Below are 23913 nucleotides of genomic sequence, written 5' to 3'. Positions count from 1 at the left end.
GGCGGCGAACAGCGCTCGGGCGGCCCTTGAACCAATTGACTATGTCTGACAAGCTATGCGTGAGAGCGCTCTCTCAGGTGAGATGATTGAGCCTCCACCCGCCGGGTATCCGCCGGGGTGAATCCAATGGAGGACCGCATGCCCATCGAGACCATCGCCCAGCACCTCGTCGCGAGCGGCATGACGGACAACACCGAGGGCGTCGTCAGTGGTAAACCGGTCGAGCTCGATGGGCGCCTTTTCTACCGGATCACGGCCTACGACCAGATGCCTCCGTTCTTCATGACGATCGTCGGCGCCAGCGACGTCTGGCTATTCATCTCGAGCACCGGCGGCCTCACGGCCGGCCGGGTGGACGCCGAACGCGCCCTGTTCCCCTATTACACGGACGATAAGGTGACGGAGAGCGCCGGTCGCACGGGCGGGCTGAGTGTCATCCTCGTGCGACTCCCCGACGGTTCGACCGCGCACTGGCAGCCATTCGCAGAGGTTCGACCCGGCGATCGGGCCGTGCAGCGCGCGCTGTACAAGGACAGCCTCGGAACGACCCTCGTCTTCGAGGAGACCCGCCCGGATCTTGCCCTGCGCCTGCGCGTGACCTGGCAGACAAGCGCCCGCTTCGGCGTCGTGCGCAGCTGCGCCCTCTCCTCGCTCGCGGACGAGCCCCGGGACGTGGACCTCATCGACGGACTGGTCAACATCCTTCCGGCCGGCGCGGGGAAGAAGACGCAGAACGATCTGAGCGTGCTCCTCGACGCATATAAGCGCGCCGAGCTCGACGCCCGGACGGGCCTCGGCCTGCTCACCCTCAGCGCGACGCTCACGGACCTCGCGGAACCCAGCGAATCCCTGCAGGCCAACGTGGCCTGGCAGGTCGGACTCGCCGCCGAAGAGCATCTCCTGTCCGTCGAGCAGGTTGCGGCCTTCGCCCGGGGCCGCGGCATCGTCGCCGAGACCGACGTTCGCGGCCAGCGCGGTGCATACCTGACCCGCGCCCGGTTCACCCTGTCCCCCGGCGACGAGCGGCGCTGGTCGGTCGTCGCCGATGTCAACCAGGACGCGGCGGATGTCGTCAGCCTGCGTTCAAAGCTGCAACACCCCGATCTCCTCGCGACAGAGCTCGCGGCCGACATCTCCGACACCCGGTCCGATCTCGAGACGATCCTCGCGGCCACCGACGCCTCCCAGTCCAGCGGCGATCAGCTCGCGACGATGCACCACACTGCCAACGTGCTCTTCAACACCATGCGCGGCGGCGTCCCCGCCGAGGGCTACACGGTCGAGGCCAGCGACGTGCGAGCGTTCGTCGCTCAACGGAGCCACGCAACCGCACGACGCTGCGCCGCGTTGTTGGGCGCGCTGCCCGAGCGGCTGCGCGCCGATGAGCTCGTGGCGTTGGCCCAGGAGGACGGTGACGTCGACCTCTGGCGTCTCTGCATGGAATACCTGCCGCTCACGTTCAGCCGGCGGCACGGCGACCCGAGCCGACCGTGGAACCAGTTCAGCATCACCCTCCGGGACGAGCACGGCGCACGCCGCCTGGAATACCAGGGAAACTGGCGCGACATCTTCCAGAACTGGGAGGCGCTGGCCTGGTCCTTCCCCGAGTACGTCGAGTCAATGGTCACGATCTTCCTCGATGCGACGACGGCGGACGGTTACAACCCCTATCGAATCTCCCGTGCCGGCATCGACTGGGAGGTCCCCGAGCCGGAAGACCCGTGGTCCAATATCGGCTACTGGAGCGACCACCAGATCGTCTACCTGCTCAAGCTCCTCGAAACATCCCACCGTTTCCATCCCGGGCGCCTGGACGGGCTCGTGAACCGGAGGGTCTTCACCCACGCGGACGTGCCCTACCGCATCGCGTCGTACGCGCAGATCCTCGAGGACCCCTACAACACGATCACCTTCGACGAGGAGCGGCAGAGCGCGATCCTGGTGCGCGTCGCCGCCGAGGGCGCTGATGGCCGGCTCGTGCACGGCGCCGACGGTGAGTTGACGCGGGTGACGCTGGCCGAGAAGGTGCTGTTGCTGCTGCTGGCCAAACTCGTCAACCTCGTGCCAGACGGCGGCATCTGGATGAACACCCAGCGTCCGGAGTGGAACGATGCCAACAACGCACTCGTCGGTCGAGGACTCTCCGTGGTCACCCTCTCCTACCTCCGTCGCTACCTGGTCTTCCTTCAGGACCTGCTGACGGTCGACGTTGAACTCAGCGCTGAACTCACCGACCTGATGACCGGCGTGCACGACGTGCTCGCCACCCACGAGGACGCCCTGGCCGACGGTTTCGACCCCGGTCGCCGCGAGGCCGTCATGGACGGCCTTGGCCGGGCGGGCACCACCTACCGCGAGCGGGTGTACACCGGGCTCGGCGGCGCCAGGGGTCTGGTCGCCGCCGCCGACGTCGCCGCACTGCTCGGCCTGGCACTCCGCTTCGTCGACGCCGGCCTTCGCGCCAACCGCCGTGACGACGGGCTCGTCCACTCGTACAATGTGCTCGATCTGGACGGCGGGCAGGCCGGCGTCCGGCGGCTCGCCGAAATGCTCGAGGGCCAGGTCGCCATCCTGTCGTCCGGCCTGTACGACCCCGTGGAGTCACTGGCACTGCTGGGCGCGCTGCGCAACAGCCGGCTCTACCGGGCCGACCAGCACAGCTACATCCTCTATCCCAACAAGGAGCTGCCGACCTTCCTCGCGCGCAACACCTTCAGCGCCGCGCGTGCCGCCTCCTGCCCCCTCGTGGACCGGCTCATCACGGCCGGGGACCGCAGCATCGTCGTCCGGGACGTGAACGGAGACGTGCATTTCGCCGCGCAGATCCACAACGCCAAGGGCGTGGCGATCGAACTCGACAGGCTGAGCGCCGACCCGGCGCTCCACGACATCGTCGAGGGCAACCGGAGGGAACTGCTCGGGATCTTCGAAGACGTCTTCCGGCACGCGGAATTCACCGGGCGCTCCGGCACTTTCTTCGCCTACGAGGGGCTCGGCAGCATTTACTGGCACATGGTGTCGAAATTGCTGCTCGCGGTGCAGGAGACGCTCGAACGGGCCGTCGCGGAGGGCGCGGACGAAGCCACTCTCCGGGGTCTGGCCGCAGCCTACGAAGACGTGCGGGCCGGCCTCGGCTACTGCAAGGACCCGCTCACCTACGGCGCGTTCCCGACCGATCCGTACTCGCACACACCCGCGGGCCATGGGGCGAGACAACCGGGAATGACCGGACAGGTAAAGGAAGAGGTGCTCACGCGCCTCGGTGAGCTGGGCCTGCGCGTCGAAGCGGGTCGCCTCCTTGTGCGCCCCACCCTGCTGCGTGTCAGCGAATGGACGACGGCACCCACCACGTTCGCCTATCTGGACCTCTCCGGTCACCGCGAGACGATCGAGCTTCCGGTCGGTGCGCTCGCGTTCACCTTCTGCCAGGTTCCCGTCGTGTTCCACCGAGGCGGGCCCCTCGAGGTGGTCGCGCAACTGAGCGACGGCACCCGCATGCCCGGGGAGAACGGCAGGCTGAACGCCGATCTGAGTGCCGGCATTTTCCGCCGGGACGGCCGAGTGGTATCGCTCACGGTGAGCGTGCCGGACGGCTCCGGAGCCTGAAGACGAGGGCGCGGAGTCTCGGCGGTGCGCCACTCGTCGGGGCTCCCCCGAGACTCCGTGCCCAAACCGTGACCACGCGCATGAGAGCGCTCTCTTGACATCCCGCGACGCACCCGCTAGCGTGAGGATCACAAACGTGAGAGCGCTCTCAGCACCTGGGGGCGGGCTTGCAATCCACCATCATCAGCACGCACACAAGGGAGTGACCGTGAAGCGTTTCCCGCGCAGCACAATCGCAGCAACCGTCGCCGGAGCAGCAACTTTCGCACTGGTTCTGTCCGGCTGTTCAGCCGGCGCCGGCTCGGAACCGTCCAAGGACGGGAAGGTGAAACTGACCGTAGCCACGTTCAATGAATTCGGCTATGACGACCTCTTCGCCGAGTACGAAGCAGCAAATCCGAACGTGAAAATCACGCAAAAGAAGGCGGCCACCTCCAACGAGGCCCGCGACAACCTCACCACCCGGCTTGCAGCCGGCAGCGGCCTGAGCGACGTCGAAGCCATTGAGGTCGACTGGCTCCCCGAGCTCCTGACCTACTCGGACCAGTTCGCCGACCTGTCCTCGGCCGACGTCAAGGACCGCTGGCTGAAATGGAAGACCGAGGCCGCCACGGACGCCGACGGCCGCCTGATCGCCTACGGCACCGACATCGGCCCTGAGGCCGTCTGCTACCGCTCCGACCTGTTCGCCGCGGCCGGCCTGCCGACCGATCGCGCCGAGGTCGCCAAGCTCCTCGGCACCAGCTGGGACAGCTACTACGCCGCCGGTGAGAAGTTCGTAGCCGCCGGCACCAACGTGCCGTGGTTCGACTCCGCCGGAGCAACCTGGCAGGGCGTCGTCAACCAGATCCCCAACGCCTACGAGAAGGCGGACGGCACCATCATCGCCACCGAGAACCCGCAGGTGAAAGAGGCGTACACGAGCGTTCTCGCAGCCAGCAGCACACTCTCCGCACACCTGGGACAGTGGAGCGACGACTGGACCGCAAGCTTCCAGAACAACGGCTTCGCCACGCAGCTCTGCCCGGGCTGGATGCTCGGCGTGATCTCGGGCAACGCAGAGGGCGTCACCGGCTGGGACATCGCCGACACGTTCCCCGGCGGCGGCGGCAACTGGGGCGGCTCGTACCTGACCGTTCCCAACCAGTCCAAGCACCAGGATGAAGCCAAGAAGCTCGCCGCGTGGCTGACCGCCCCGGAGCAGCAGCTCAAGGCGTTCGCCGCGAAGGGCACCTTCCCGAGCCAGATCGATGCTCTCGCCAGCGATGAACTCCTCGGAGCAACCAACGAGTTCTTCAACAACGCACCGACCGGTGAGATCCTCGCCAACCGTGCCGCGGCCGTAGACGTGACGCCGTTCAAGGGTGTCAACTACTTCCCGATCAACGACGCAATGCAGCAGGCGCTCACGCGCGTCGAAGATGGCACAATGACCGCCGACGAGTCGTGGGCCCAGTGGGTCACCGACGTGAAGGCACTCGGCTAACCAGCCACCGCGCGATCTAAGGCTGTCGAGGCCACTCGGTCTCGACAGCCTTAGACCGCCAACCGCGAACCAGACACCGGTCTCGACCCGCTCGACCACCGACACAGACGCAAGGAATATCCATGACTACCGCCGCCGCCGAGGTGACTGCCCGCAGCATCCGTCGCATTGCCCTCAGCCACCGGCTCAGCCGATGGGACGTGCGCTTCTCGCCCTACCTCTACATCTCACCGTTCTTTCTCCTCTTTGGCCTGGTGGGACTCTTCCCTCTGCTGTACACGGCGTGGGTGTCGGTGCACGACTGGAACCTCATCGGAGGCCAGGGTGACTTCGTCGGTCTGGAGAATTTCACCACGGTTCTCGGCCAGCCGTATTTCTGGACCTCACTGCGCAACACCTTCAGCATCTTCCTGCTTTCGAGCATCCCCCAGGTCATAGCCGCAATCGCCATCGCCGCCGTGCTCGACTTCAACCTGCGCGGTAAGACCTTCTGGCGCATGGGTGTTCTGCTCCCCTACGTCGTGGCACCCGTCGCGGTCGCCCTGATCTTCAACGACCTCTTCGGGGACCGGTTCGGCCTCATCAACAGCGGGATCATGAGCCTCGGGCTCGAGCCCATCCGCTGGCACGTTGACGTCATCCCCAGCCACATCGCCATCGCCACGATGGTCAACTTCCGCTGGACCGGGTACAACGCCCTCATCTTCCTGGCCGCCATGCAGGCGGTCCCCCGCGACTACTACGAGGCCGCCATCATCGACGGCGCCAACCGGCTGCGCACCTTCTGGTCGATCACCGTGCCGTTGCTTCGCCCGATCATCATCTTCGTCATCCTGACCTCCACGATCGGCGGACTGCAGATCTTCGACGAGGCCCGAATGTTCGACAACGTCGGCCAGGGCGGGGCGAACCGTCAGTGGCAGACGCTCACGCTCTACATTTACGAACTCGGCTGGGGCCAGCGCAACTTCGGCCGGGCCTCCGCCGTGGCCTGGCTGCTCTTCCTGATCATCATCGTCATCGCGATCATCAACTTCATGATCACCCGGCGCATCGCCGGATCCGCTGACCGCAAGCTGCGCACCCGTGCGAAAGGCATCTCATGAGCAAGACCATCATCGGCGGCCACGACCGCCGCCCCGGGATCTGGGTCTACGGAATCCTGATCGCGGTCCTGCTCGGCTCGGCCTTCCCGATCTGGTGGTCGTTCCTGATCGGCAGCCAGGATGCCTCAGCCCTGAACAAAAACGGCATGATGTGGATTCCGGGCGGCAACTTCATTGCCAACGCCGCGACCGTCATCGACAGCATTCCGTTCTGGACCGCCCTCGGCAACAGCATCATCGTCTCCAGCGCGGTCTCATTGAGCGTCGTCGTGTTCTCCACGCTGGCCGGCTACGCCTTCGCCAAGTTGAAGTTCCGCGGGCGTGAGGGCCTGCTCATCTTCGTGATCGCGACCATGGCGGTTCCCACCCAGCTCGGCATCGTACCGCTGTTCATCGTCATGGCGCGGCTCGGCTGGACCGGTAGCCTCTGGGCGGTCATCGCGCCCGCCATGGTCACCGCGTTCGGCGTGTTCTGGATGACCCAGTACCTGCGCGACGCACTCCCGGACGAACTGATCGAGGCCGTGCGCATGGACGGCGCGTCCATGATCCGCAGCTTCTGGCACATCGGGCTCCCGGCAGCCCGCCCGGCCGCCGCGATGCTGGCCCTGTTCACCTTCATCGGAACCTGGACCAACTTCTTCTGGCCGTTCATCGTGCTCGGCCCTGGAAACCCGACCCTCCCCGTGGCGCTGCAGCAACTGCAGGCGGCCTTCTACGTCGACTACTCCCTCGTGCTCGCCGGTGTCGTACTGTCGATCATCCCGCTGATTCTGGTCTTCATCGTCCTGGGCAAGCAGTTGGTGGCCGGCATCATGCAGGGCGCGGTCAAGGGATGACCCCGCTCGCACACGGACACGGTCGATTAGAGTGACGCCATGACATCCAGTGTGCGCCAGGCGCGACCTCCCCAGCCGACCTTGGAGATGGTGGCCGAGGTGGCCGGGGTGTCCCGGGCGACCGTGAGCCGGGTGGTCAACGGGTCAACGAAGGTCCGGCCCGGAATCGTCGCCTCCGTCACCGCTGCCATCGACGAGCTCAATTACGTTCCCAACCGGGCCGCGCGATCGCTCGCCAGTCGGCAGACCCAGGCCCTCGCGCTGGTCGTGCCCGAGGATATGACCCGTTTCTTCGGCGACCCGTACTTCGCCGCCGTCGTGCAGGGCATCACCCGCAGGCTCGACCAGAGCGACTACACACTCAACCTGCTCGTCGCGTCGAGTGACCCCCTGCACAAGACCTTGCGGTACCTGCGGTCGGGCAACGTGGACGGGGCCCTGATCATCTCGCACCACACCGGTGACGACTTCGTCGCCGAACTCCAGGCCACGATGCCGGTGGTCTTCGGCGGCCGTCCATCGGCGGCGGACGACCTCGAGGCCTACTTTGTCGACGTCGACAACGCCGCGGGCGCCGAGCGGGGCACCCAGCGCCTGATCGACATCGGTCGCCGCCGGATCGGCTCGATCTCCGGGGCGATCGACATGCCGGCCGGCATCGACCGGGTGACCGGGTTCCAGCGAACGCTGGACCGGGTCGGGATGCCGACGGATGCCGTCGAGTACGCGGACTTCACTGTCGTCGGCGCGGCCGCGGCCACCCGCCGCCTCCTGGAGCGTTGCCCCGACATCGACGGCATCTTCGTGGCCAGCGACCTGATGGCCACCGGCGCGGTGGCCGTTCTGCAGGAGCTCGGCAGGTCGGTGCCGGGAGACATTGCCATCGTCGGGTTCGACGACAGTCCGGCCGCCACCTCCGGTCCGATCCCGCTGACCACCGTGCACCAGCCCTCCAATGAAATGGGCTACGCGATGGCGGACACCCTCCTGCGGCGGCTCGCCGGCGACGAGCAGGTGCCGCATCGCACCATCATGCCGACCCATCTGGTCTTGCGCGACTCGGCCTAGGCCGGCCGCGCGTCCCCCACTTGGCGCATCACCTCGTCAGGGCGCGCCCTCTTCCGCAGGGCGCGCCCGCCGGCGCCGGCGCGGCCCGCCGAAACGGGCGCGGCGGTCCCGGATGCTGCCAACCGCAGGAGCGGCGCGCCCCAGCGGCTCAATCCAGCTGGGGCATGACCTCTCGGGCGATGAAGTCGAGATGGTCGAGGTCGGACAGGTCCATGATCTGCAGGTAGACGCACTCGACGCCGTCGGCGGCGAGTGCGCCCAGCCGATCAACGAGTTCCGACGCGGTCCCGGCCAGGCCGTGCTCGCGCAACTCGGCCGGTTCGCGGCCGACCGCGGCGGCGCGGTGGGCGAACTCGGCCTCGTCCCGGCCGGCGATCGCAATCAGGGCGGTCGAGTAGACGAGCTCGCGCGGGTCGCGACCGATGGCCTCGCAGGCGGCCCGCACCCCGGCGAACTTCCCGGGGACATCCGCGAAGTCGGGGAACGGCAGGTTGAATTCGGTCGCGAACCGAGCCGCCATGGCCGGGGTGCGCTTCGCGCCACCGCCGCCGACGATCACGGGCACACGGGACTGCGTCGGCTTCGGCAGTGCGGGCGAATCGACGATTGTGTAGTGCTCCCCGGCGAAGCTGTACTGCTCACCGACGGGCGTGGACCACAGGCCGGTCACGATCTCGAGCTGCTCCTCAAGCATGCCGAATCTTCTTGCCGGGAAGGGGATGCCGTAGGCCAGGTGTTCCTGCTCGAACCAGCCCGTGCCGAGGCCGAGTTCCACCCTGCCGCCCGACATCTGGTCGACCTGCGCCACCTGGATGGCAAGGATGCCCGGCGCTCGGTAGGTCACCGAGGAGACAAGCGTGCCGAGGCGGATGCGGGAGGTCTCGCGGGCGAGTCCGGCGAGGGTGGTCCAGGCATCCGTCGGCCCGGGCAGGCCTGAGACGTGCTCGCCCATCGCGAGGTAGTGGTCCGAGCGGAAGAAGGCGTCGAAGCCTAGATTCTCCGCGGTCTGGGCGACGGCGAGGATGTCGTCGTAGTCGGCGCCCTGCTGCGGTTCGGTGAAAATCCGGAGTCTCATGGTTCCAGTGTTTCAGGTCCGGGCGGGCTCGGATCCCGGCAAGCTCGACCACCGACGGGGTGATCGAGCCCGTGGAGATCAGGCGATGGCGTCGGCGGCGGCGGCGTCCGCGTCCGCGGCGGCGGCGGCGATGAACTCCACCTCGGGCAGCGAAGCGAACCGCGCCCGCATGACCTGGATCGACTCCGGGTTCCGGTCGATCAGCACGAACCGGCGGCCGAGCGCCGCGGCGACCGCGCCGGTCGTGCCGCTGCCGGCGAAGAAGTCGAGCACCCAGTCGCCCTCACGACTGGAGGCCTGGATCATCCGGCGCAGGATGCCGACCGGCTTCTGGGTGGGATACCCGGTCTTCTCCTTGCCCGTCGGCGACACGATCGTGTGCCACCAGACATCCGTCGGCAGCTTGCCCTTGGCCACCTTCTCCGGGGTGACCAGGCCGGGCGCCATGTACGGCTCCCGGTCGACCGTGGTCGAGTCGAAGTAGTACCGGGCCGGGTTCTTGACGTAGACGAGGATCGTGTCGTGTTTGGTCGGCCAGCGGTTCTTCGACTTGGCGCCGTAGTCGTAGGCCCAGATCAGCTCGTTGAGGAAGCAATCCCGGCCGAAGAGCGCGTCGAGCAGCACCTTCGCGTAGTGCGCCTCACGGTAGTCGAGGTGGAGGTAGAGGGTGCCGTCGTCGGCCAGTAGCCGCCAGGCCTCGATCAGGCGGGGCTCCAGGAACGCCCAGTAGTCCTCGAACTGGTCGTCGTAGCCGAGCAGGTCGCCCTTGATCCGCTCGTAGCGCTGGCCCTTGAACCCGGTGATCGTGCCCGCCGCGTGGGCCCCGAGCGCCCCGGCGTCCACCGCGACGCTCGATCGAATGGATGTCGTCGACTGGCGGTTCTGCTTCCGGCCGGTGTTGAACGGCGGGTCGAGGTAGATCAACGTGAACGCTTCGGCCGGCAGCCCGGGCAGGATCTCGAGGTTATCGGCATGGACGACACGGCTGGGAGACGACTGGGACCACGCGGTTGGCATTCCTTCATTGTGTCAGGCGGCTTACGCTAATGAGATGACTACTGACTCTGCGTCCACCGGGTCGTCGACGGCCATCGTCCGCCACGAGCCCGCCCTGGCCCGTTATTCGCTCCAGGTCGACGGGGTTGCGGCCGGGTTCGCCGACTACGAGGTCGACGGCACGGAAGTGCTGTTCACCCATGTCGAGGTCGATCCGGCGCGCCGCGGCCAGAGACTGGCCAGCATCCTGGTCGAGCAGGCCCTCGACGACGTGCGCGTGCGCACCGAGCTCACCGTGGTGCCGGTTTGCCCCTACGTGGTCAGCTGGATCGACACCCACGCCGAATACCAGGACCTCCTCACCCGCGGCAAGTAGCCCACCCGCAACCCGTCGTGCCCGCGAGAGTGCAGTTTTGGCCCCCTCGTGGCTCGCGAATGGGCGAAAACTGCACTCTCGCGAGCTAGTGAGGGGGCGGGCGTCCTACGGGACGCGCCCGATCCAGTCTGCCGTGCCGAACTTGCTCTCCACCAGCGCGGCAGCCTTGGCGTATTCCTCCTCGGTCACGTCTCCGCCGACCGCGTCATAGAGCCCGGTGAAGGTCTCCTTCATCCGGTCGATGATCTCGGCGCGGCTGAGGCCGGTCTGGCTGCGCAGGGGGTCGACGCGCTTGGCCGCGCTCGTGATCCCCTTATCGCTGAGCTTTTCCCGCCCGATCCGGAGCACCTGCACCATCTTCTCGCCGTCCATGTCGTAGCTCATGGTGACGTGGTGCAGCACGGCCCCGCTGCCGAGGCGCTTCTGGGCCGCCCCGCCGATCTTGCCCTTGGGGCTCGTGATGTCGTTGAGCGGCTGGTAGTAGGCGTCGATGCCGAGCGACTTGAGCGCAGTGAGCACCCACTCGTCGAGGTAGGCATAGGAATCCGCGAAGGTCATCCCCAGCACGAGGTCGGTGGGCGCGTAGATGGAGTAGGTGATGACCGAACCGGCCTCCATGAACATGGCCCCGCCCCCGCTGATCCGGCGCACCACGGTGAAACCGTGCTTCTCCGCATTGACCGGGTCCACCTCGTTGCGCAGCGACTGGAAGCTGCCGATCACCACGGCCGGCTCGTTCCACTCCCAGATCCGCAGCGTGGGGCTGCGGCGACCTTCGCCGACCTCGGTCGCGAGCACCTCGTCGAGCGCCATCTGCATCACCGGCGGAACGGGACGCGGAGAGTGAATGATCTGCCACTGGTAGTCGCGCCAGCTGCTGGCCCTGGCGAGCGAACGGCGGATCGCGACCGCGACGGCTTCCGGCGAAAACCCGAGCAGGGTGGCGTCGGCCGGGAGGGCCAGGCGCACCGCGGCGGCAATGCTCACCGCATCGCTGTCCGCGGACAGCCCGTTCACCGCGGAGTTGATGTCACCGAGCGCGCTGTCGGGCTCGAGGAAGAAGTCACCGGCCAGCCGGAAGTCGACAATCGTGTTGTCGACGACCTCGAGATCGACGACGACGAGCTTGCCACCAGGAACCTTGTATTCACCGTGCATGACACCAGACTAATCGGCGCGGGGCGGTACCCGCTCGTTCAGCCAGACGATGAGGTCGCTGAAGACCTGCGCCCGGTTGGTCTCGTTGAAGACCTCGTGCCTGGCGCCGGGGTAAACGATCAGACGGATGTCGCGCAGCCCCGACCGCTCCGAGTATGCCTTTGAGAGCATGCGAGCGCTTCGCTCCCCTCCGACCGTGTCGTCGCTGCCGACCAGAATCAGCAGCGGAAGCGACGCGGGGAGCCCGCGGGCAGGGCGCCCGAAGAGCCGCGCGGCATCCCGGATCCCGAACAGCTTCGCCAGCGGCACGGCGGTGGTCAGCGGGTCGGCGACGAACGCCTCGGCGACGGCCGGGTCGCGACTGAGCCACTCCACGCCCGTCGTGCCCAGGTTCTTGTGCCTGCGGTTCAGGTCGCCGCCGTCGAGGTAACCGGGCATCCGGTAGGCGGTACCGCTGAGCACCACGGCGTCGTACTCCTCCTGGTGCCGGTTGAGGATCATCTGCGCCATGAACGAACCCCAGCTGTGACCGAGCAGCACCAGCGGAACTCCGGGGCGCTCGGCCCGGATGATTCCGCTGAGCTGGTGCACGGCGGCGACGGCGGCCCGCAGCCCGCCCTTGCCGAGCCGACCGAGCCGGGAGAGATCGCCATTGTATTGGTGCACCCCGGTCTGGCCATGACCGCGATGGTCGTCGGCGTAGACGCTGTAGCCCGCGGCATTCAGCCGACCGATGACCTCTGTGTACCGCTGGGCATGCTCACCGACACCGTGGACGAGCTGCACGATTGCCCGCGGCTCCGGCACCGCCCACTCGTAGTAGGTGATGGCAACGCCGAAGTCGTCCGTGTAGGTAGGCACGGAGCCAGTCTGTCAGGCCTGGCGAAGCCGCGCCGGTACCGGCCGAAAAATTGCCACCTGAACGAGCGGGGCGGGAATACTTAGCGTCGCTAAGTGGTTATGGTTGGTATCTATGGAATCAACATCGGCTTCAGCGCCCCCCGCCTCCGGCTCGTCAACCGGTCGTCGAATGACGGTGGCCGAGTTGAGCCACGACTTCCGGCTGGCAAACGGGCGCCTGGCCCGACGCCTGCGCCAGGAGAAGGCCGACAACGAACTCAGCGGCAGTCAGTTCTCGGCGTTGGGAACGCTCTTTTTCTACGGCCCCTTCACCCTCCGCGAGCTCAGCGAGCACGAAAAAGTGACGCCGCCGTCGATGAACCGCACCGTGAACGCGCTGGTACAGGCCGGACTGGTGAACCGCGCCATGTCGGCCGATGACGGACGTAAGGTGATCCTCACCGTGACCGAGCCCGGGCGCACCATGATGCGCGACACGCGCAAGCGCCGGGACGCCTGGCTTGCCCAGCGCATCGTCAAGTTCACGCCGGAACAGCGCCGCGTGCTCACGGAAGCCATCGACCTCATGAAGGAGCTCACCGACAGTTGAGTGCCATGTTCCGTTCCCTCAGCGTCCCGAACTACCGAATCTGGTTCGCGGGCGCCCTGGTGTCGAACATCGGAACCTGGATGCAACGCACGGCCCAGGACTGGATCGTGCTCACCGACCTGACCGATCACAACGCCACGGCGGTGGGTATCGTCATGGCGCTGCAGTTCGGGCCGCAGCTCGTTTTGATGCCGTGGTCGGGGCTCATCGCCGACCGGTTCAACCGGCGCAGGCTGCTGATCGTGACCCAGAGCCTGATGGGCCTGCTCGGGCTGGGGCTCGGCCTCATCACGGTCACGGGCATCGCCCAACTCTGGCATGTCTACCTGTTCGCCCTCGGCCTGGGCATCGTCGCCGCGATCGACGCCCCGGCGCGCCAGACCTTCGTCTCCGAACTGGTCTCGGACGACAAACTCTCCAACGCGGTGGCTCTCAACTCCGCGTCGTTCAACGGCGCCCGCCTGATCGGCCCCGCGGCCGCCGGGCTGCTCACCGTCGCCATCGGTGCCGGCTGGGTCTTCATCATCAACGCGGCCACCTTCGGCGCGACCGTTGTCGCGATGGCGATGCTGCGCACCGAGCAGTTGCGATCACAGCCGCGGGCATCCCGTGAGCGAGGCCAGCTGATGGCCGGCTTCCGCTACGTGTCGCATCGAGCCGACATCGTTGTCGTGCTGATCACGGTCTTTCTGGTCGGTACATTCGGCTTCAATTTCGCCATCTTCACGGCGACCATGGCCACGGTCGAATTCGGGATGGGCGCGGGCGAATTCGGTTTCCTCAGTTCGATCATGGCCATCGGGTCGGTCGCCGGAGCGCTGCTCTCCGCCCGGCGCAGTCGGCCACGCCTGCGCCTCGTGGTGGCCGGCTCGGCGGTGTTCGGGCTGTCCTGCGCCCTGGCCGCCGTCATGCCGAACTACGCCACTTTCGCGCTGTCGCTCGCGCTGATCGGATTCGCCTCGCTGACCCTGATGACCACCGCGAACGCCTACGTGCAGACCACGACCAGACCGGCGATGCGCGGCCGGGTGATGGCGCTGTACATGGCGATCTTCGCCGGCGGCACCCCGCTCGGGGCGCCGCTGGTCGGCTGGGTGGCCGACCAATACGGCCCCCGCTGGGCGCTCGGCGTCGCAGCGCTGTCCGGCCTCCTGGCGGCCGGGGCGGTGCTCTTCTGGATGGTGCGGTACCGGAGTCTGCGCGTGCGCTACCGTCCGGGGCGCTCACCCCGGCTGCTGCTCCGGCACGATGGCGACGGGCGCGACCTGGCTACCGGGACGCCGGAGACCGCAACCCGCGAGATCGCGATCGTCGAGGCCACGGCCAGCCGCTAGGCATCCGTCAGCGCACGCCGAACGTCAGTGCCCCCGAACTGTCAGCGCACGCCGTTCATCAACCGCAGGATCGGGCGGGAAATCAGCGCCAGCAGGAGTCCGAGCCCGATGGCGACGCCGCCGATCACGCTGAAGTACAGCGTCTCCGGGACCGTGGTGTACCACTCCGCCAGCCGGCCAGAGACGGCGGTGCCGAGCGCGATCGAGAGGAAGAACAGCGCCACCATCTGGGTCTTGAACGGCTCGGGTGCCAACTTGGTGGTGATCGCCAGGCCGACCGGGCCGATCAGGAGTTCGGCCACCGTGAGCACGAGCAGGATGCCGACCATCGCCGCCATTGGGGTCGAATTCGCGCCGCCGCCGGTGAAGGGCAGGAACAGAAGGAAGGCGACGCCCATCACGGCCGTTCCGATCGCGAACTTGACCGGCGTCGACGGCTGCCGCGAACCCCATCTGGTCCACAGTGCCGCGAATGCGCCGGACAGCAGGATGATGAAGATCGGGTTGAACGATTGAATCCAGGAGACCGGCAGTTCCCAGCCGAACAGGTCGCGATTCAGGCGCTCGTCGGCGTAGATGGTGACCACGGTGAACTGCTGCTGCGACAGCGACCAGAACGCGGCGCTCGCGATGAAGAGCGGGATGAACGCGTACACGCGTTTGCGTTCCACCGTCGTGATCTGGCGATTGCGCAGGATGACGACGAAGTAGCTGATCGTGGCGATCACCGTGAGGCCGATCATGATGGTGACCAGACTGGTCGGCGTGATGACGCCCACCAGCACGAGAACCACGATCGCGGCGACGCCGGCCAGGGCCGCTGCGAGGTAGGGCATCAGGCGTTCGGTCGGGAGCGGGTTGGGCACGTGGTGCACGATCTCCGGCAGGCGCTTCCGCCCGAAGGAATACTGCACCAGGCCGATCGTCATACCGACCGCCGCCAGACCGAAGCCGTAGTGGAAGCCGAGGGTTGACTGCAGCAGTCCGGTCAGGACCGGGCCGAAGAAGGCGCCCAGGTTGATCCCGAGGTAGAACAAAGAGAAGCCCGCGTCGATCCGGGCGTCGTCCCGTTGGTAGAGCGCCCCGACGACGGAGGTCGCGTTGGCCTTGAGGCCACCGCTGCCGACCGCGATCAGGATCAGTCCGACCGTGACGCCGGCGACCCCGGGGATGAGCGCGAGGGCGAGGTGGCCCACCGCAATGACCATGGCACTGTAGAACAGCACCCGCTCCGACCCGGCCAGCCGGTCAGCAACCCAGGCCCCGAGGATGGTCGAGAGGTAGACGCCGCCGCCGTAGGCACCCACGATCCCCGCGGCCGTCGCCTGGGGGATGGCCAGTCCGCCCCTGGTCGCCGAGTAGTACAAATACAGCAGCAGGATGCCCTGCATCCCATAGAAGGAAAACCGCTCCCACATCTCCACGCCGAAGATGTTTGCGAGTGCTCGCGGTTGCCCGAAGAAGCTACTGTCCTCGTGCGTTGGGGTACGTTCCGCGACCGTGCTCATTGCTTGACCCTACCGCGCACCCCCCAGAGCGGGGGCATCGGGGCCGGGCGGCCCCCGCACGATACGATCGAAAATACCGCACCGCTATTGCCGGAAGGGCCGGATTGGACACGCACGCTCTCACCTCGCTGATCAGCGAGGTGCTGTCCATCGTGGGCCTGGTCCTCGGCGTGATCCTCTACCTCGCCGGGATGTTCGTGCGCGGGATCAAGGGCGGGTGGATCCTGACCGACGGGGTGATCGCCACGTCGGGGACGGGCACGGTCATCCGCTGGTTCGACCGCGACGGCGAGGTACACGAGTGCCCCGCGACCACCCACGAGACGAGTGAGCTGCCCGCCGGGGAGGATGTGCCGGTCTGGTTCAATTCCCGAACGCCGTCGCGCTGTCACACCCACTCGCCGGAGTCCGCGGGCAGGGCGCTGCGGTTGACCGGACTCATCCTGCTGGGCACGGGGGTCGCCGCGGCCGTGGTCGGTGTGGTGCTGATGTTCGTCTGACCAGCGGCGGCGAGACCGGCCGTCCAGGCCACGCGCTAGCTGCCCGGCGCCTTCTTCGGGGTGGTCAGGTAGGCACCGAAGAAGGCATCGATTCGCTGCCAGGCGTCGGCTGCCGCGACCGGGTCGGGGCCGGCGCCGAGGATGCGTCGGAGCACGAAGCGCAGCACGCGCGGCCCGCTCTCGGCGTCGTTGAGGAAGGCATGCCCGGCCCCCGGGTATTCCTTGACGTCGTGGGGAACCCCGCTGCGCACAAGCGCGCCCTCGAACTTGCCGGCGGCTCCCTTCAGGGACGCGTCGGTCGCGCCGTAGCTCGCGACGATCGGGCAGGCGCCGACGAGGGCCGCGTCGACGTCGACGGGTAGCCGCCCATAGTTGACGGATGCGGCGTCGAAGCCGCGCGCGGCCGCGACCAGGGCGAACCCGCCGCCCATGCAGAAGCCGAGAACGCCGACCTGGCCGGTGCAGTCCGATCGGCCGGTCAGGAACGTGCGCGCGGACTCGATATCGACGAACGCACGTCCCTCACCGGCCTGCAGCGCACGGAAGGTAGCCATCAGGCACCTGCGCGGCCCGCCCTCGGTGAACAGGTTGGGCATCAGCGCCAGGTAACCGGCCTCGGCCATCCGGACGACCTGGCGACGCATCACGTCGGTGAGACCGAAGGCCTCGTGCACGAGCACCACGCCGGGCCAGGGGCCCTCCCCCGCAGGGACGCCGAGGAGTGCGGTGAGCCCCGCGCTGCCGCCGGGCGACCCGGGCAGGGTGAGGTCGATCAGTTTCGCAGCAGTCGTCATGATGGGCTCCCTCTGGTGGCTGAATCGTAGTGCAAGCCCCTGAACGAGAGCGGGCGTCCGGACGCGGCCCGCTCGGATCTCCCCGCGCGTTCACCGCGGAGACACGCGGGCGACCCGGCCCGGCAATCTCTGCTTCCTAGCTTGGGTCGGTGGGCGGCGCTCCGCCGCCCCGGCACAGGCTCCACCAGGGGGACCAACAATGCGTTCAATTCTCATCAAGACCGCCGTCACGGCTGCACTCTCAACGGCGATGGCCGCGGCGTCGCTGGCTACTCCGGCCGTGGCCGCGGAGCCGCGCCACGAGGACGACGACCGACGTTCCTCCTTCGACCTGCAATCCCACCGTGGCGGACGGGGCGAATGGACCGAGGAATCGACGGCCGCGTTCGCCCATTCTCTGGAGCTTGGCGTCTCGACCCTCGAACTGGACACCCACCTGACCAGGGACGACCAGGTCGTCGTCTGGCACGACGACGTCATGACGGCGAGCAAGTGTGCGGACACCGCCCCCGCCTTCGTCGGCGACCCCGCGTTCCCGTACGCGAACGACCGGGTGCGTGACCTCACCCTCGCCGAGATTCGCACGATGGACTGCGGCTACCAACAGCTCCCCGGTTTCCCCTCTCAAACGGTCATCGCCGGAAACCACGTCGCCCTGCTGCAGGACGTCTTCGCCCTGGTCCTCGACCACCACGCCGGGAAGGTTCGCCTGAACATCGAGACCAAGGTCGAGGTGGCCGGCCCGGACGGCACCGATGAGATGGCGGCCTTGACCAGAAGGGTCGTCGGCGAGATCCAGGGGTCCGGCCTGGCCTCGAACACGACGGTTCAGAGCTTCGACTGGGCCTCGTTGAACCTCACCAGGGAGATCGCTCCGGACCTTGCCCTGGTCGCCCTCTCCGCCGGAGACGACTGGCTGGGCGTGGGAGCGCCCGGCATGAGCCCGAACCTCGGCGGGATCGACATCGATTCGTTCGACGGTTCCCTCGCCCAGGCCGCCGCCGCACAAGGCTACGACGTCATCTCGCCGAACTTCGCCTCGGCCACACCGGCGATGATTGCCGAGGCGCATTCCCTCGGGCTCACCGTTATCCCGTGGACCGTCAACGAGGCGGCAGATATCAGTGGCCTGATGGACGGTGGCGTTGACGGCATCATCACCGACTACCCGACCCGCGCGCGGCAGATCATGGCCGACCGGGGTCTCAAGCTGCCCCGCGCATACACCCGATAGCGGATGCCGGCGGCGGCATACCCGCCGTCTCCACCGAGAGGCTGGACCGACGCGGCCTCGTCAGGTAACGTGGTCAGACCACAGCAGTTGCCGAGATCCGGGCACGACTGCCGCCCCGACGTCGAGGAGGACCCTGTGCCAGGCACCGAGCGCCGCGCGTGGGAACTCGTGCTCGAAAGCATCGAGTCCGACCTCCTGTCCGGCCGCCTGTCCCCCGGCGACCACCTCCCCGCCGAACGCGCCCTGGCCGCGGCCCTCGGTGTGGGTCGTTCCAGCGTTCGCGAGGCGCTCCGCGTGCTCGAGGTGCTCGGGCTCATCCGCACCGCTGCGGGTTCCGGCCCGTCTGCGGGCGCGATCATCGTCGCCCTGCCGGGGGGCGGCATGTCGGCCCTGATGCGCCTGCAGGTCGCCGCTCAGGGCTTCCCCGTCGCGGATGTCGTCAAGACCCGGCTGATCCTGGAGGCCGCGGTCGTGGCCGAGCTGGCCGGGGCAGCCATCGTCTCCGATCTCACCGAGTCGGAGCAGCTGCTCGAGGCCATGGACGATCCGGAGCTGACCGAGGCCGAGTTCCTCGCGCTCGACACCCAGTTCCACCTCTCGCTGGCCACCGCTTCGGGCAACCAGGTGATCACCGCAACGATGGCCGGGCTCCGGAGCGCCATCGAGGGCTACGCGCGAGCCGGGGCGCTCGGCCTGGCCTCCTGGGCGGAGACCTCCGCCCGGCTCAGGGGCGAACATCGGGGCATCCTCGCCGCCATTCGAACCACTGAGCCCGCACGGGCCCGCACGCTCGTGGTGGCTCACATCGAGGGCTACTACGCCGAAACGCACGGCCATCCGCTTCACCCCTGACCTGCCCGCGCGCCGCCCACTGCTGACCACCAGACCGAACGGACACCCACGCATGGTTCAACGACGAATCCCCAGGCTCACAGACCTCGCTCCGCTGATGCGGTTCAAGGCGCCGGAACTCAACGCCAGGAAACGCCGCCTGGAGAATGCGCTGACCATTCACGACCTGCGGGCCATCGCGAAGCGCCGCACCCCGAAGGCCGCGTTCGACTACACCGAGGGCGCTGCCGAGTCGGAGATCTCTCTCGCCCGAGCGCGTCAGGCATTCGAGGACATCGAGTTCCACCCCGCAATCCTGCGCGATGTCTCGGCGGTCTCGACCGGCTGGGACGTGCTCGGGGCGCCGGTCGCACTGCCGTTCGGGATCGCGCCGACCGGGTTCACCCGGATGATGCAGACCGAGGGTGAGACCGCCGGGGCGCACGCTGCCGCGAAGGCCGGCATCCCGTTCTCCCTCTCCACAATGGGCACCACCTCGATCGAGAATGTGAAGGCGGCGAACCCGGACGGGCGCAATTGGTTCCAGCTCTACATGTGGAAGGACCGCGACCGGTCGATGGCCCTGGTCGACCGGGCGGCGAAGGCCGGGTTCGACACCCTGCTGGTGACCGTGGACGTGCCGGTCGCCGGGGCCAGGCTCCGCGACAAGCGGAACGGGTTCTCCATCCCGCCAGCCCTGACCGTCGGCACGGTGCTCAACGCCCTGCCCAGGCCCGAATGGTGGATCAACTTCCTCACCACCGAGCCGCTCGCCTTCGCGACCCTGGACCGATGGAGCGGCACCATCGGAGACCTCCTCGACACGATGTTCGACCCGACCGTGACCTTCGAGGACCTGGCCTGGATCAAGGCGCAGTGGCCGGGCAAGATCGTGGTCAAGGGCGTGCAGACCGTGGCGGATGCGACCCGGCTCGCCGAACTCGGCGTTGACGGCATCATCCTGTCCAACCACGGCGGCCGCCAGCTCGACCGGGCCCCGATCCCGTTCCACCTGCTCCCGAAGGTCGTCCGCGAGGTCGGCAGCGACCTCGAGGTGCACCTGGACACGGGGATCATGAGCGGCGCGGACATCGTCGCCGCCGTGGCCCTCGGCGCCCGGTTCACCCTGGTCGGCCGCGCCTACCTCTACGGCCTGATGGCCGGCGGCGAGGCCGGAGTAGACCGCGCCATCGAGATCCTCAGCGACCAGATCACCCGCACCATGCGGCTGCTCGGCGTCAACTCGCTCGAGGAACTCGAACCCGGCCACGTCACCCAGCTCGCCCGGCTCAGCCCGATCGCCCGGCCGGCGGGCATCCCCGCCTCACGCTGACCCGGGTTAGGCCGCAGGGTGGCGCCGGCCGGGTCGCGCCGGCCGGGTCGCGCCGGCCAGGTCGCGCCGGCCAGGTCGCGCCGGCCAGGTCGCGCCGGCCAGGTCGCGCCGGCCAGGTCGCGCCGGCCAGGTCGCGCCGGCCGGGTCGCGCCGGCCGGGTTAGGCCGGCCGGGTTAGGCCGGCCGGGTTAGGCCGCCGCGAATTCCTCGAGCACGGCGGCGAGCTGCGCGACCGCCCAATCGATGTCCTCTTCCGAGACGACGATCGGCGGGGCCAGCCGCACGGTCGACCCGTGGGTGTCTTTGGCGAGCACGCCGCGCTCCAGCAGTGCTTCGCAGACGGCACGGCCGGAGGCCAGCGCGGGGTCGATGTCGATTCCCGCCCAGAGTCCGGCGCCGCGCACGGCGACGACACCATGGCCGACCAGGCCGAGCAGGCCGTCATGCAGCCGGGCGCCGAGCACGCGCGCACGCTCCTGGTACTCGCCGGTGGCGAGCATCTCGACCACGGCAAGGCCGACGGCCGCGGCCAGGGGGTTTCCACCGAAGGTGGAACCGTGCTCACCGGGACGGAGCACCCCGAGGACATCCGTGTCGCCGACGACGGCGGACACCGGGACGATCCCGCCGCCGAGCGCCTTGCCGAGCAGGTACAGGTCGGGCACGACGCCAACGAGGTCGCAGGCGAACGTGGCGCCCGTGCGGCCGAGGCCGGACTGGATCTCATCGGCGATGAACAGCACGTTGTGGCGGCTGGTGATCTCGCGCACGGCGGGCAGGTACTCCGCGGGAGGCACCACGATGCCGGCCTCGCCCTGGATCGGCTCGATCAGCACGGCGACCGTGTTCTCGTCGATCGCGGCCTCCAGCGCGGCGGCGTCCCCATAGGGCACCGTGCGGAAGCCCGGCGTGAACGGGCCGAAGTCCTTGCGGGCGGACTCGTCGTCGGAGAAACTGATGATCGTGGTGGTGCGGCCGTGGAAGTTCTCGCCGGCCACGATGATGTTGGCCAGTCCGTCCGCGACGCCCTTGACCCGGTAGCCCCAGGCCCTGGCCACCTTGACGGCCGACTCGACCGCCTCGGCGCCCGTGTTCATCGGCAGCACCATGTCCTTGCCGGCGAGCTTCGCCAGCGCGGCGACGAACGGGCCGAGCTGGTCGTTGTGGAAGGCGCGGCTGGTGAGCGTGATCCGGCCGAGCTGCGCGCGGGCGGCCTCGAGCAGCACCGGGTTGGAGTGCCCGAAGTTGACCGCGGAGTACGCCGCCAGACAGTCGAGGTAGCGCTTGCCGTCGACATCCGTCACCCAGGCGCCGTCGCCGGAGGCCACGACGACGGGCAGCGGATGATAGTTGTGGGCCGCATGCTCGTTCTCGAGGGCGATGTAGTCGGCCTGGCCGAGGGTGCGGCTGGCCTGCAGGTCGGTCATCGGCGCAGCTCCAGGGTGCAGCACTTCACGCCGCCGCCGCCGAGCAGCAGCTCGGACAGGTCGACGCCGATCGGGTTGTAGCCGCGCTCGCGCAGCTGGCGTTCGAAGTCCTTGGCTCGGGCGGCGATGACCACGTTGTAGCCGTCGGAGTAGGAGTTGAGGCCGAGGATGGCCGCGTCTTCCTCGGTGACGATCACGGCATCCGGGTAGCGCTCACGCAGGATGGCCAGGCTGGGCTCATCGAAGGCGCTCGGGAGGTAGGCGATGTGGCCGTTCCCTGAGCCCGGTGACGTGTCGAGCACAGCGATGGCCGTGTCCAGGTGGTAGAAGTTCGGGTTGACCAGGTTGAGCGTGATCACCGGGCGGCCGTAGATCGCCGAGACCTCTTCGTGGCTGTGCGAGGCGCTGCGGAAGCCGGTGCCGGCCAGGATGACGTCGCCGACGAGGAGGAAGTCGCCCTCGCCCTCGTTGATCTCCTTCGGCGCGCGCACGTCAAAGCCGTTGTCGCGGAACCAGTCCATGTAGGCCGGGCCCTCGGGCTGGCGCTGCTCATAGGTGAACGCCGCGCCGTAGGCGATGTTGTCGATGACGAAGCCGCCGTTGGCCGCGTAGACCATGTCGGGCAGGCCGTCGATCGGGTCGATCAGGTGCACGTCGAAGCCGAGGCCGATGTACGTGTCGTAGAGCGTCTGCCACTGGGCGACGGCCAGCGAGGTGTCGGTGGGCACGGCCGGGTCCATCCAGGGGTTGATCCGGTAGACCACCGTGAAATAACTGGGCTTGCACATCAGGATCGTGCGCTTGACCGGCGTGCGCACGGGTGCCTCTGGCGAGACGAGCGCGTCGAGATTGGTCGTCATTGGAGCTCCTTCGTCTGCGTTCCGCCGCTGGGGGCAAGATCGGAACACGGGGGTGGATGGCGGACCAGGTCACTCACGAGAGCCCTGCCCGGCTGAAACCGAAGACCATGCAGGGACGCCGGTTCCAGTCTCACACAGCATGAATCGGCATGTCACGCTAAATCACGCTCGATTCCTGCGTGATCCTCGCTCGCCGCGCACGCATGCGTGCGAGACCGGCGCCGCGGTCGCCGCAGTGGTCGGCGTAGCGGTCGCCGTAGCGGTGGACGTGCCGATGGTCCAGCCTGTCGAGACCGGACCCGCGGTCGCCGCCGCGGCAACAGAACCCTGCGCAGGTATCCAGTGATTCCCGCTATCGGGCGCAAATTTGGTGCGCGAAAGCCCTCGAAAGCGCAACGATTTCGCCTAGACTCGCGGGATGGACAACCTGGACCGCGGCATTCTCGATCTTCTTCGCCAGAATGCCCGCGCCGGCTACGGTGACATCGGCTCGATCGTCGGCCTGTCTGCGTCGGCCGTGAAACGGCGAGTGGACCGGCTGGTCACGGACGGCATCATCCGCGGGTTCACGATCCAGGTCGACCCGGCCATCGACGGCATGAGCACGGAGGCCTACGTCGAGTTGTTCTGCCGCGGCACGGTCGCGCCGGAAGAGCTGCTGCGCATCCTCTCCGGCGTGCCGGAGGTGGTCGATGCCGGCACGGTCACCGGCAGCGCCGACGCCATTGTGCACATCAGGGCGCGCGACATCGCCGGCTTGGAAGCGGCACTCGAAAAGGTACGGCTCGCCCCGAACGTTGATCACACCCGCAGTGCCATCGTGCTCTCCCGCCTCATCCACCGAGCCGCCCAGTAGCCGCTCCGCCTCGCCTCGCCCCACTTCGTCCCCGTCCGCGAGAGTGCACTTTTCGCCCCCTCCCCACCCGCGAACGG

The 23913-nt window shown here is 68.0% G+C and carries 21 protein-coding genes; 13 read left to right on the top strand and 8 right to left on the bottom strand.

Features of this window, described 5'->3' with window-relative positions; translation table 11 throughout:
• Positions 1-138 precede the first annotated feature (138 nt).
• The 5 genes from QMG61_RS06295 to QMG61_RS06275 all read left to right on the top strand — a co-directional run bounded on the left by QMG61_RS06295 (position 139) and on the right by QMG61_RS06275 (position 8105).
• On the top strand, positions 139-3606 hold the full coding sequence (locus tag QMG61_RS06295; RefSeq protein WP_283493483.1) for a 1,3-beta-D-glucan phosphorylase, GH149 family: 3468 nt from the start codon (positions 139-141) through the stop codon (positions 3604-3606).
• 202 nt (positions 3607-3808) lie between these two features.
• Positions 3809-5092, top strand: a complete 1284-nt coding sequence (locus tag QMG61_RS06290) for an ABC transporter substrate-binding protein (RefSeq protein WP_502847014.1) — start codon at positions 3809-3811, stop codon at positions 5090-5092.
• A gap of 122 nt (positions 5093-5214) precedes the next feature.
• A complete protein-coding gene (locus tag QMG61_RS06285) occupies positions 5215-6198 on the top strand; it encodes a carbohydrate ABC transporter permease (protein WP_283493482.1) in 984 nt (327 codons plus the stop codon).
• Positions 6195-7037 (top strand): carbohydrate ABC transporter permease, encoded by an 843-nt coding sequence (locus tag QMG61_RS06280; RefSeq protein WP_283493481.1) that lies wholly within the window; start codon positions 6195-6197, stop codon positions 7035-7037. Before QMG61_RS06285 ends, QMG61_RS06280 begins: the two co-directional genes overlap by 4 nt.
• 39 nt (positions 7038-7076) lie before the next feature.
• The gene (locus QMG61_RS06275; protein WP_283493480.1) at positions 7077-8105 is read left to right on the top strand and encodes a LacI family DNA-binding transcriptional regulator; all 1029 of its coding nucleotides are present in this window, start codon (positions 7077-7079) and stop codon (positions 8103-8105) included.
• Positions 8106-8253: 148 nt separating this feature from the next.
• Here the strand turns inward: QMG61_RS06275 and QMG61_RS06270 are convergent, their stop codons facing one another.
• Together QMG61_RS06270 and QMG61_RS06265 are read right to left on the bottom strand one after the other, a co-directional pair.
• On the bottom strand, positions 8254-9180 hold the full coding sequence (locus tag QMG61_RS06270) for an LLM class F420-dependent oxidoreductase (protein ID WP_283493479.1): 927 nt from the start codon (positions 9178-9180) through the stop codon (positions 8254-8256).
• Between the two features lie 78 nt (positions 9181-9258).
• Positions 9259-10197, bottom strand: a complete 939-nt coding sequence (locus QMG61_RS06265; protein WP_283493478.1) for a DNA-methyltransferase — start codon at positions 10195-10197, stop codon at positions 9259-9261.
• Between the two features lie 34 nt (positions 10198-10231).
• Here QMG61_RS06265 and QMG61_RS06260 point away from each other — a divergent pair, with 34 nt between their 5' ends.
• Entirely contained in the window at positions 10232-10552 is a 321-nt protein-coding gene (locus QMG61_RS06260; RefSeq protein WP_283493477.1) for a GNAT family N-acetyltransferase, read from the top strand.
• A gap of 105 nt (positions 10553-10657) precedes the next feature.
• Here QMG61_RS06260 and lplAB read toward each other — a convergent pair whose 3' ends face one another.
• Both lplAB and QMG61_RS06250 read right to left on the bottom strand, forming a co-directional pair.
• The gene (gene lplAB, locus QMG61_RS06255; protein ID WP_283493476.1) at positions 10658-11710 is read right to left on the bottom strand and encodes a lipoate-protein ligase LplAB; all 1053 of its coding nucleotides are present in this window, start codon (positions 11708-11710) and stop codon (positions 10658-10660) included.
• A 9-nt stretch (positions 11711-11719) separates the two neighbouring features.
• Positions 11720-12571, bottom strand: coding sequence for an alpha/beta fold hydrolase (locus tag QMG61_RS06250; protein ID WP_283493475.1), 852 nt, complete (start codon positions 12569-12571; stop codon positions 11720-11722).
• Between the two features lie 169 nt (positions 12572-12740).
• Between QMG61_RS06250 and QMG61_RS06245 the strand changes: the two genes are divergently transcribed.
• Together QMG61_RS06245 and QMG61_RS06240 are read left to right on the top strand one after the other, a co-directional pair.
• Entirely contained in the window at positions 12741-13160 is a 420-nt protein-coding gene (locus QMG61_RS06245; protein ID WP_283493474.1) for a MarR family winged helix-turn-helix transcriptional regulator, read from the top strand.
• Complete coding sequence (locus tag QMG61_RS06240; RefSeq protein ID WP_283493473.1) at positions 13157-14494, top strand: MFS transporter; 1338 nt, start codon at positions 13157-13159, stop codon at positions 14492-14494. The genes QMG61_RS06245 and QMG61_RS06240 overlap by 4 nt, the downstream gene beginning before the upstream one ends.
• 41 nt (positions 14495-14535) lie before the next feature.
• Here QMG61_RS06240 and QMG61_RS06235 read toward each other — a convergent pair whose 3' ends face one another.
• On the bottom strand, positions 14536-16002 hold the full coding sequence (locus tag QMG61_RS06235; RefSeq protein WP_283493472.1) for a peptide MFS transporter: 1467 nt from the start codon (positions 16000-16002) through the stop codon (positions 14536-14538).
• Between the two features lie 104 nt (positions 16003-16106).
• On the opposite strand from QMG61_RS06235, the gene QMG61_RS06230 reads away from it, so the two are divergent.
• A complete protein-coding gene (locus tag QMG61_RS06230; protein ID WP_283493471.1) occupies positions 16107-16502 on the top strand; it encodes a DUF3592 domain-containing protein in 396 nt (131 codons plus the stop codon).
• A 35-nt stretch (positions 16503-16537) separates the two neighbouring features.
• Here QMG61_RS06230 and QMG61_RS06225 read toward each other — a convergent pair whose 3' ends face one another.
• Entirely contained in the window at positions 16538-17296 is a 759-nt protein-coding gene (locus QMG61_RS06225; RefSeq protein WP_283493470.1) for a dienelactone hydrolase family protein, read from the bottom strand.
• Between the two features lie 199 nt (positions 17297-17495).
• Here QMG61_RS06225 and QMG61_RS06220 point away from each other — a divergent pair, with 199 nt between their 5' ends.
• From QMG61_RS06220 to QMG61_RS06210, 3 genes are all read left to right on the top strand, one after another.
• On the top strand, positions 17496-18530 hold the full coding sequence (locus tag QMG61_RS06220; RefSeq protein ID WP_283493469.1) for a glycerophosphodiester phosphodiesterase family protein: 1035 nt from the start codon (positions 17496-17498) through the stop codon (positions 18528-18530).
• A 135-nt stretch (positions 18531-18665) separates the two neighbouring features.
• A complete protein-coding gene (locus QMG61_RS06215) occupies positions 18666-19382 on the top strand; it encodes a FadR/GntR family transcriptional regulator (RefSeq protein ID WP_283493468.1) in 717 nt (238 codons plus the stop codon).
• Between the two features lie 52 nt (positions 19383-19434).
• Positions 19435-20694: an alpha-hydroxy acid oxidase gene (locus tag QMG61_RS06210; RefSeq protein ID WP_283493467.1), complete on the top strand. Its 1260-nt coding sequence runs from the start codon at positions 19435-19437 to the stop codon at positions 20692-20694.
• A gap of 187 nt (positions 20695-20881) precedes the next feature.
• Here QMG61_RS06210 and rocD read toward each other — a convergent pair whose 3' ends face one another.
• Positions 20882-22120: an ornithine--oxo-acid transaminase gene (rocD, locus tag QMG61_RS06205; RefSeq protein ID WP_283493466.1), complete on the bottom strand. Its 1239-nt coding sequence runs from the start codon at positions 22118-22120 to the stop codon at positions 20882-20884.
• Positions 22117-22980, bottom strand: coding sequence for a dimethylargininase (gene ddaH / locus QMG61_RS06200; protein WP_283493465.1), 864 nt, complete (start codon positions 22978-22980; stop codon positions 22117-22119). Before ddaH ends, rocD begins: the two co-directional genes overlap by 4 nt.
• Positions 22981-23398: 418 nt before the next feature.
• Here ddaH and QMG61_RS06195 point away from each other — a divergent pair, with 418 nt between their 5' ends.
• Positions 23399-23836 carry an Lrp/AsnC family transcriptional regulator gene (locus QMG61_RS06195; protein WP_283493464.1) on the top strand — a complete coding sequence of 146 codons (438 nt, stop codon included), beginning with the start codon at positions 23399-23401 and terminating at the stop codon, positions 23834-23836.
• Positions 23837-23913: the final 77 nt, after the last annotated feature.

The organism is Cryobacterium sp. PH31-AA6 (assembly GCF_030063195.1).
In the GTDB taxonomy this organism is placed as follows: domain Bacteria; phylum Actinomycetota; class Actinomycetes; order Actinomycetales; family Microbacteriaceae; genus Cryobacterium.
This window is presented reverse-complemented; position numbering and strand designations above follow the sequence as displayed.

Bases quoted from the DNA above. Each gene is read 5' to 3' on its own strand.
- QMG61_RS06295 (WP_283493483.1), top strand. From the start codon at position 139: ATGCCCATCGAGACCATCGCCCAGCACCTCGTCGCGAGCGGCATGACG.
- QMG61_RS06285 (WP_283493482.1), top strand. From the start codon at position 5,215: ATGACTACCGCCGCCGCCGAGGTGACTGCCCGCAGCATCCGTCGCATT.
- QMG61_RS06280 (WP_283493481.1), top strand. From the start codon at position 6,195: ATGAGCAAGACCATCATCGGCGGCCACGACCGCCGCCCCGGGATCTGG.
- QMG61_RS06275 (WP_283493480.1), top strand. From the start codon at position 7,077: ATGACATCCAGTGTGCGCCAGGCGCGACCTCCCCAGCCGACCTTGGAG.
- QMG61_RS06270 (WP_283493479.1), bottom strand. From the start codon at position 9,180: ATGAGACTCCGGATTTTCACCGAACCGCAGCAGGGCGCCGACTACGAC.
- QMG61_RS06265 (WP_283493478.1), bottom strand. From the start codon at position 10,197: ATGCCAACCGCGTGGTCCCAGTCGTCTCCCAGCCGTGTCGTCCATGCC.
- QMG61_RS06260 (WP_283493477.1), top strand. From the start codon at position 10,232: ATGACTACTGACTCTGCGTCCACCGGGTCGTCGACGGCCATCGTCCGC.
- lplAB (WP_283493476.1), bottom strand. From the start codon at position 11,710: ATGCACGGTGAATACAAGGTTCCTGGTGGCAAGCTCGTCGTCGTCGAT.
- QMG61_RS06245 (WP_283493474.1), top strand. From the start codon at position 12,741: ATGACGGTGGCCGAGTTGAGCCACGACTTCCGGCTGGCAAACGGGCGC.
- QMG61_RS06235 (WP_283493472.1), bottom strand. From the start codon at position 16,002: ATGAGCACGGTCGCGGAACGTACCCCAACGCACGAGGACAGTAGCTTC.
- QMG61_RS06225 (WP_283493470.1), bottom strand. From the start codon at position 17,296: ATGACGACTGCTGCGAAACTGATCGACCTCACCCTGCCCGGGTCGCCC.
- QMG61_RS06220 (WP_283493469.1), top strand. From the start codon at position 17,496: ATGCGTTCAATTCTCATCAAGACCGCCGTCACGGCTGCACTCTCAACG.
- QMG61_RS06210 (WP_283493467.1), top strand. From the start codon at position 19,435: ATGGTTCAACGACGAATCCCCAGGCTCACAGACCTCGCTCCGCTGATG.
- rocD (WP_283493466.1), bottom strand. From the start codon at position 22,120: ATGACCGACCTGCAGGCCAGCCGCACCCTCGGCCAGGCCGACTACATC.
- ddaH (WP_283493465.1), bottom strand. From the start codon at position 22,980: ATGACGACCAATCTCGACGCGCTCGTCTCGCCAGAGGCACCCGTGCGC.
- QMG61_RS06195 (WP_283493464.1), top strand. From the start codon at position 23,399: ATGGACAACCTGGACCGCGGCATTCTCGATCTTCTTCGCCAGAATGCC.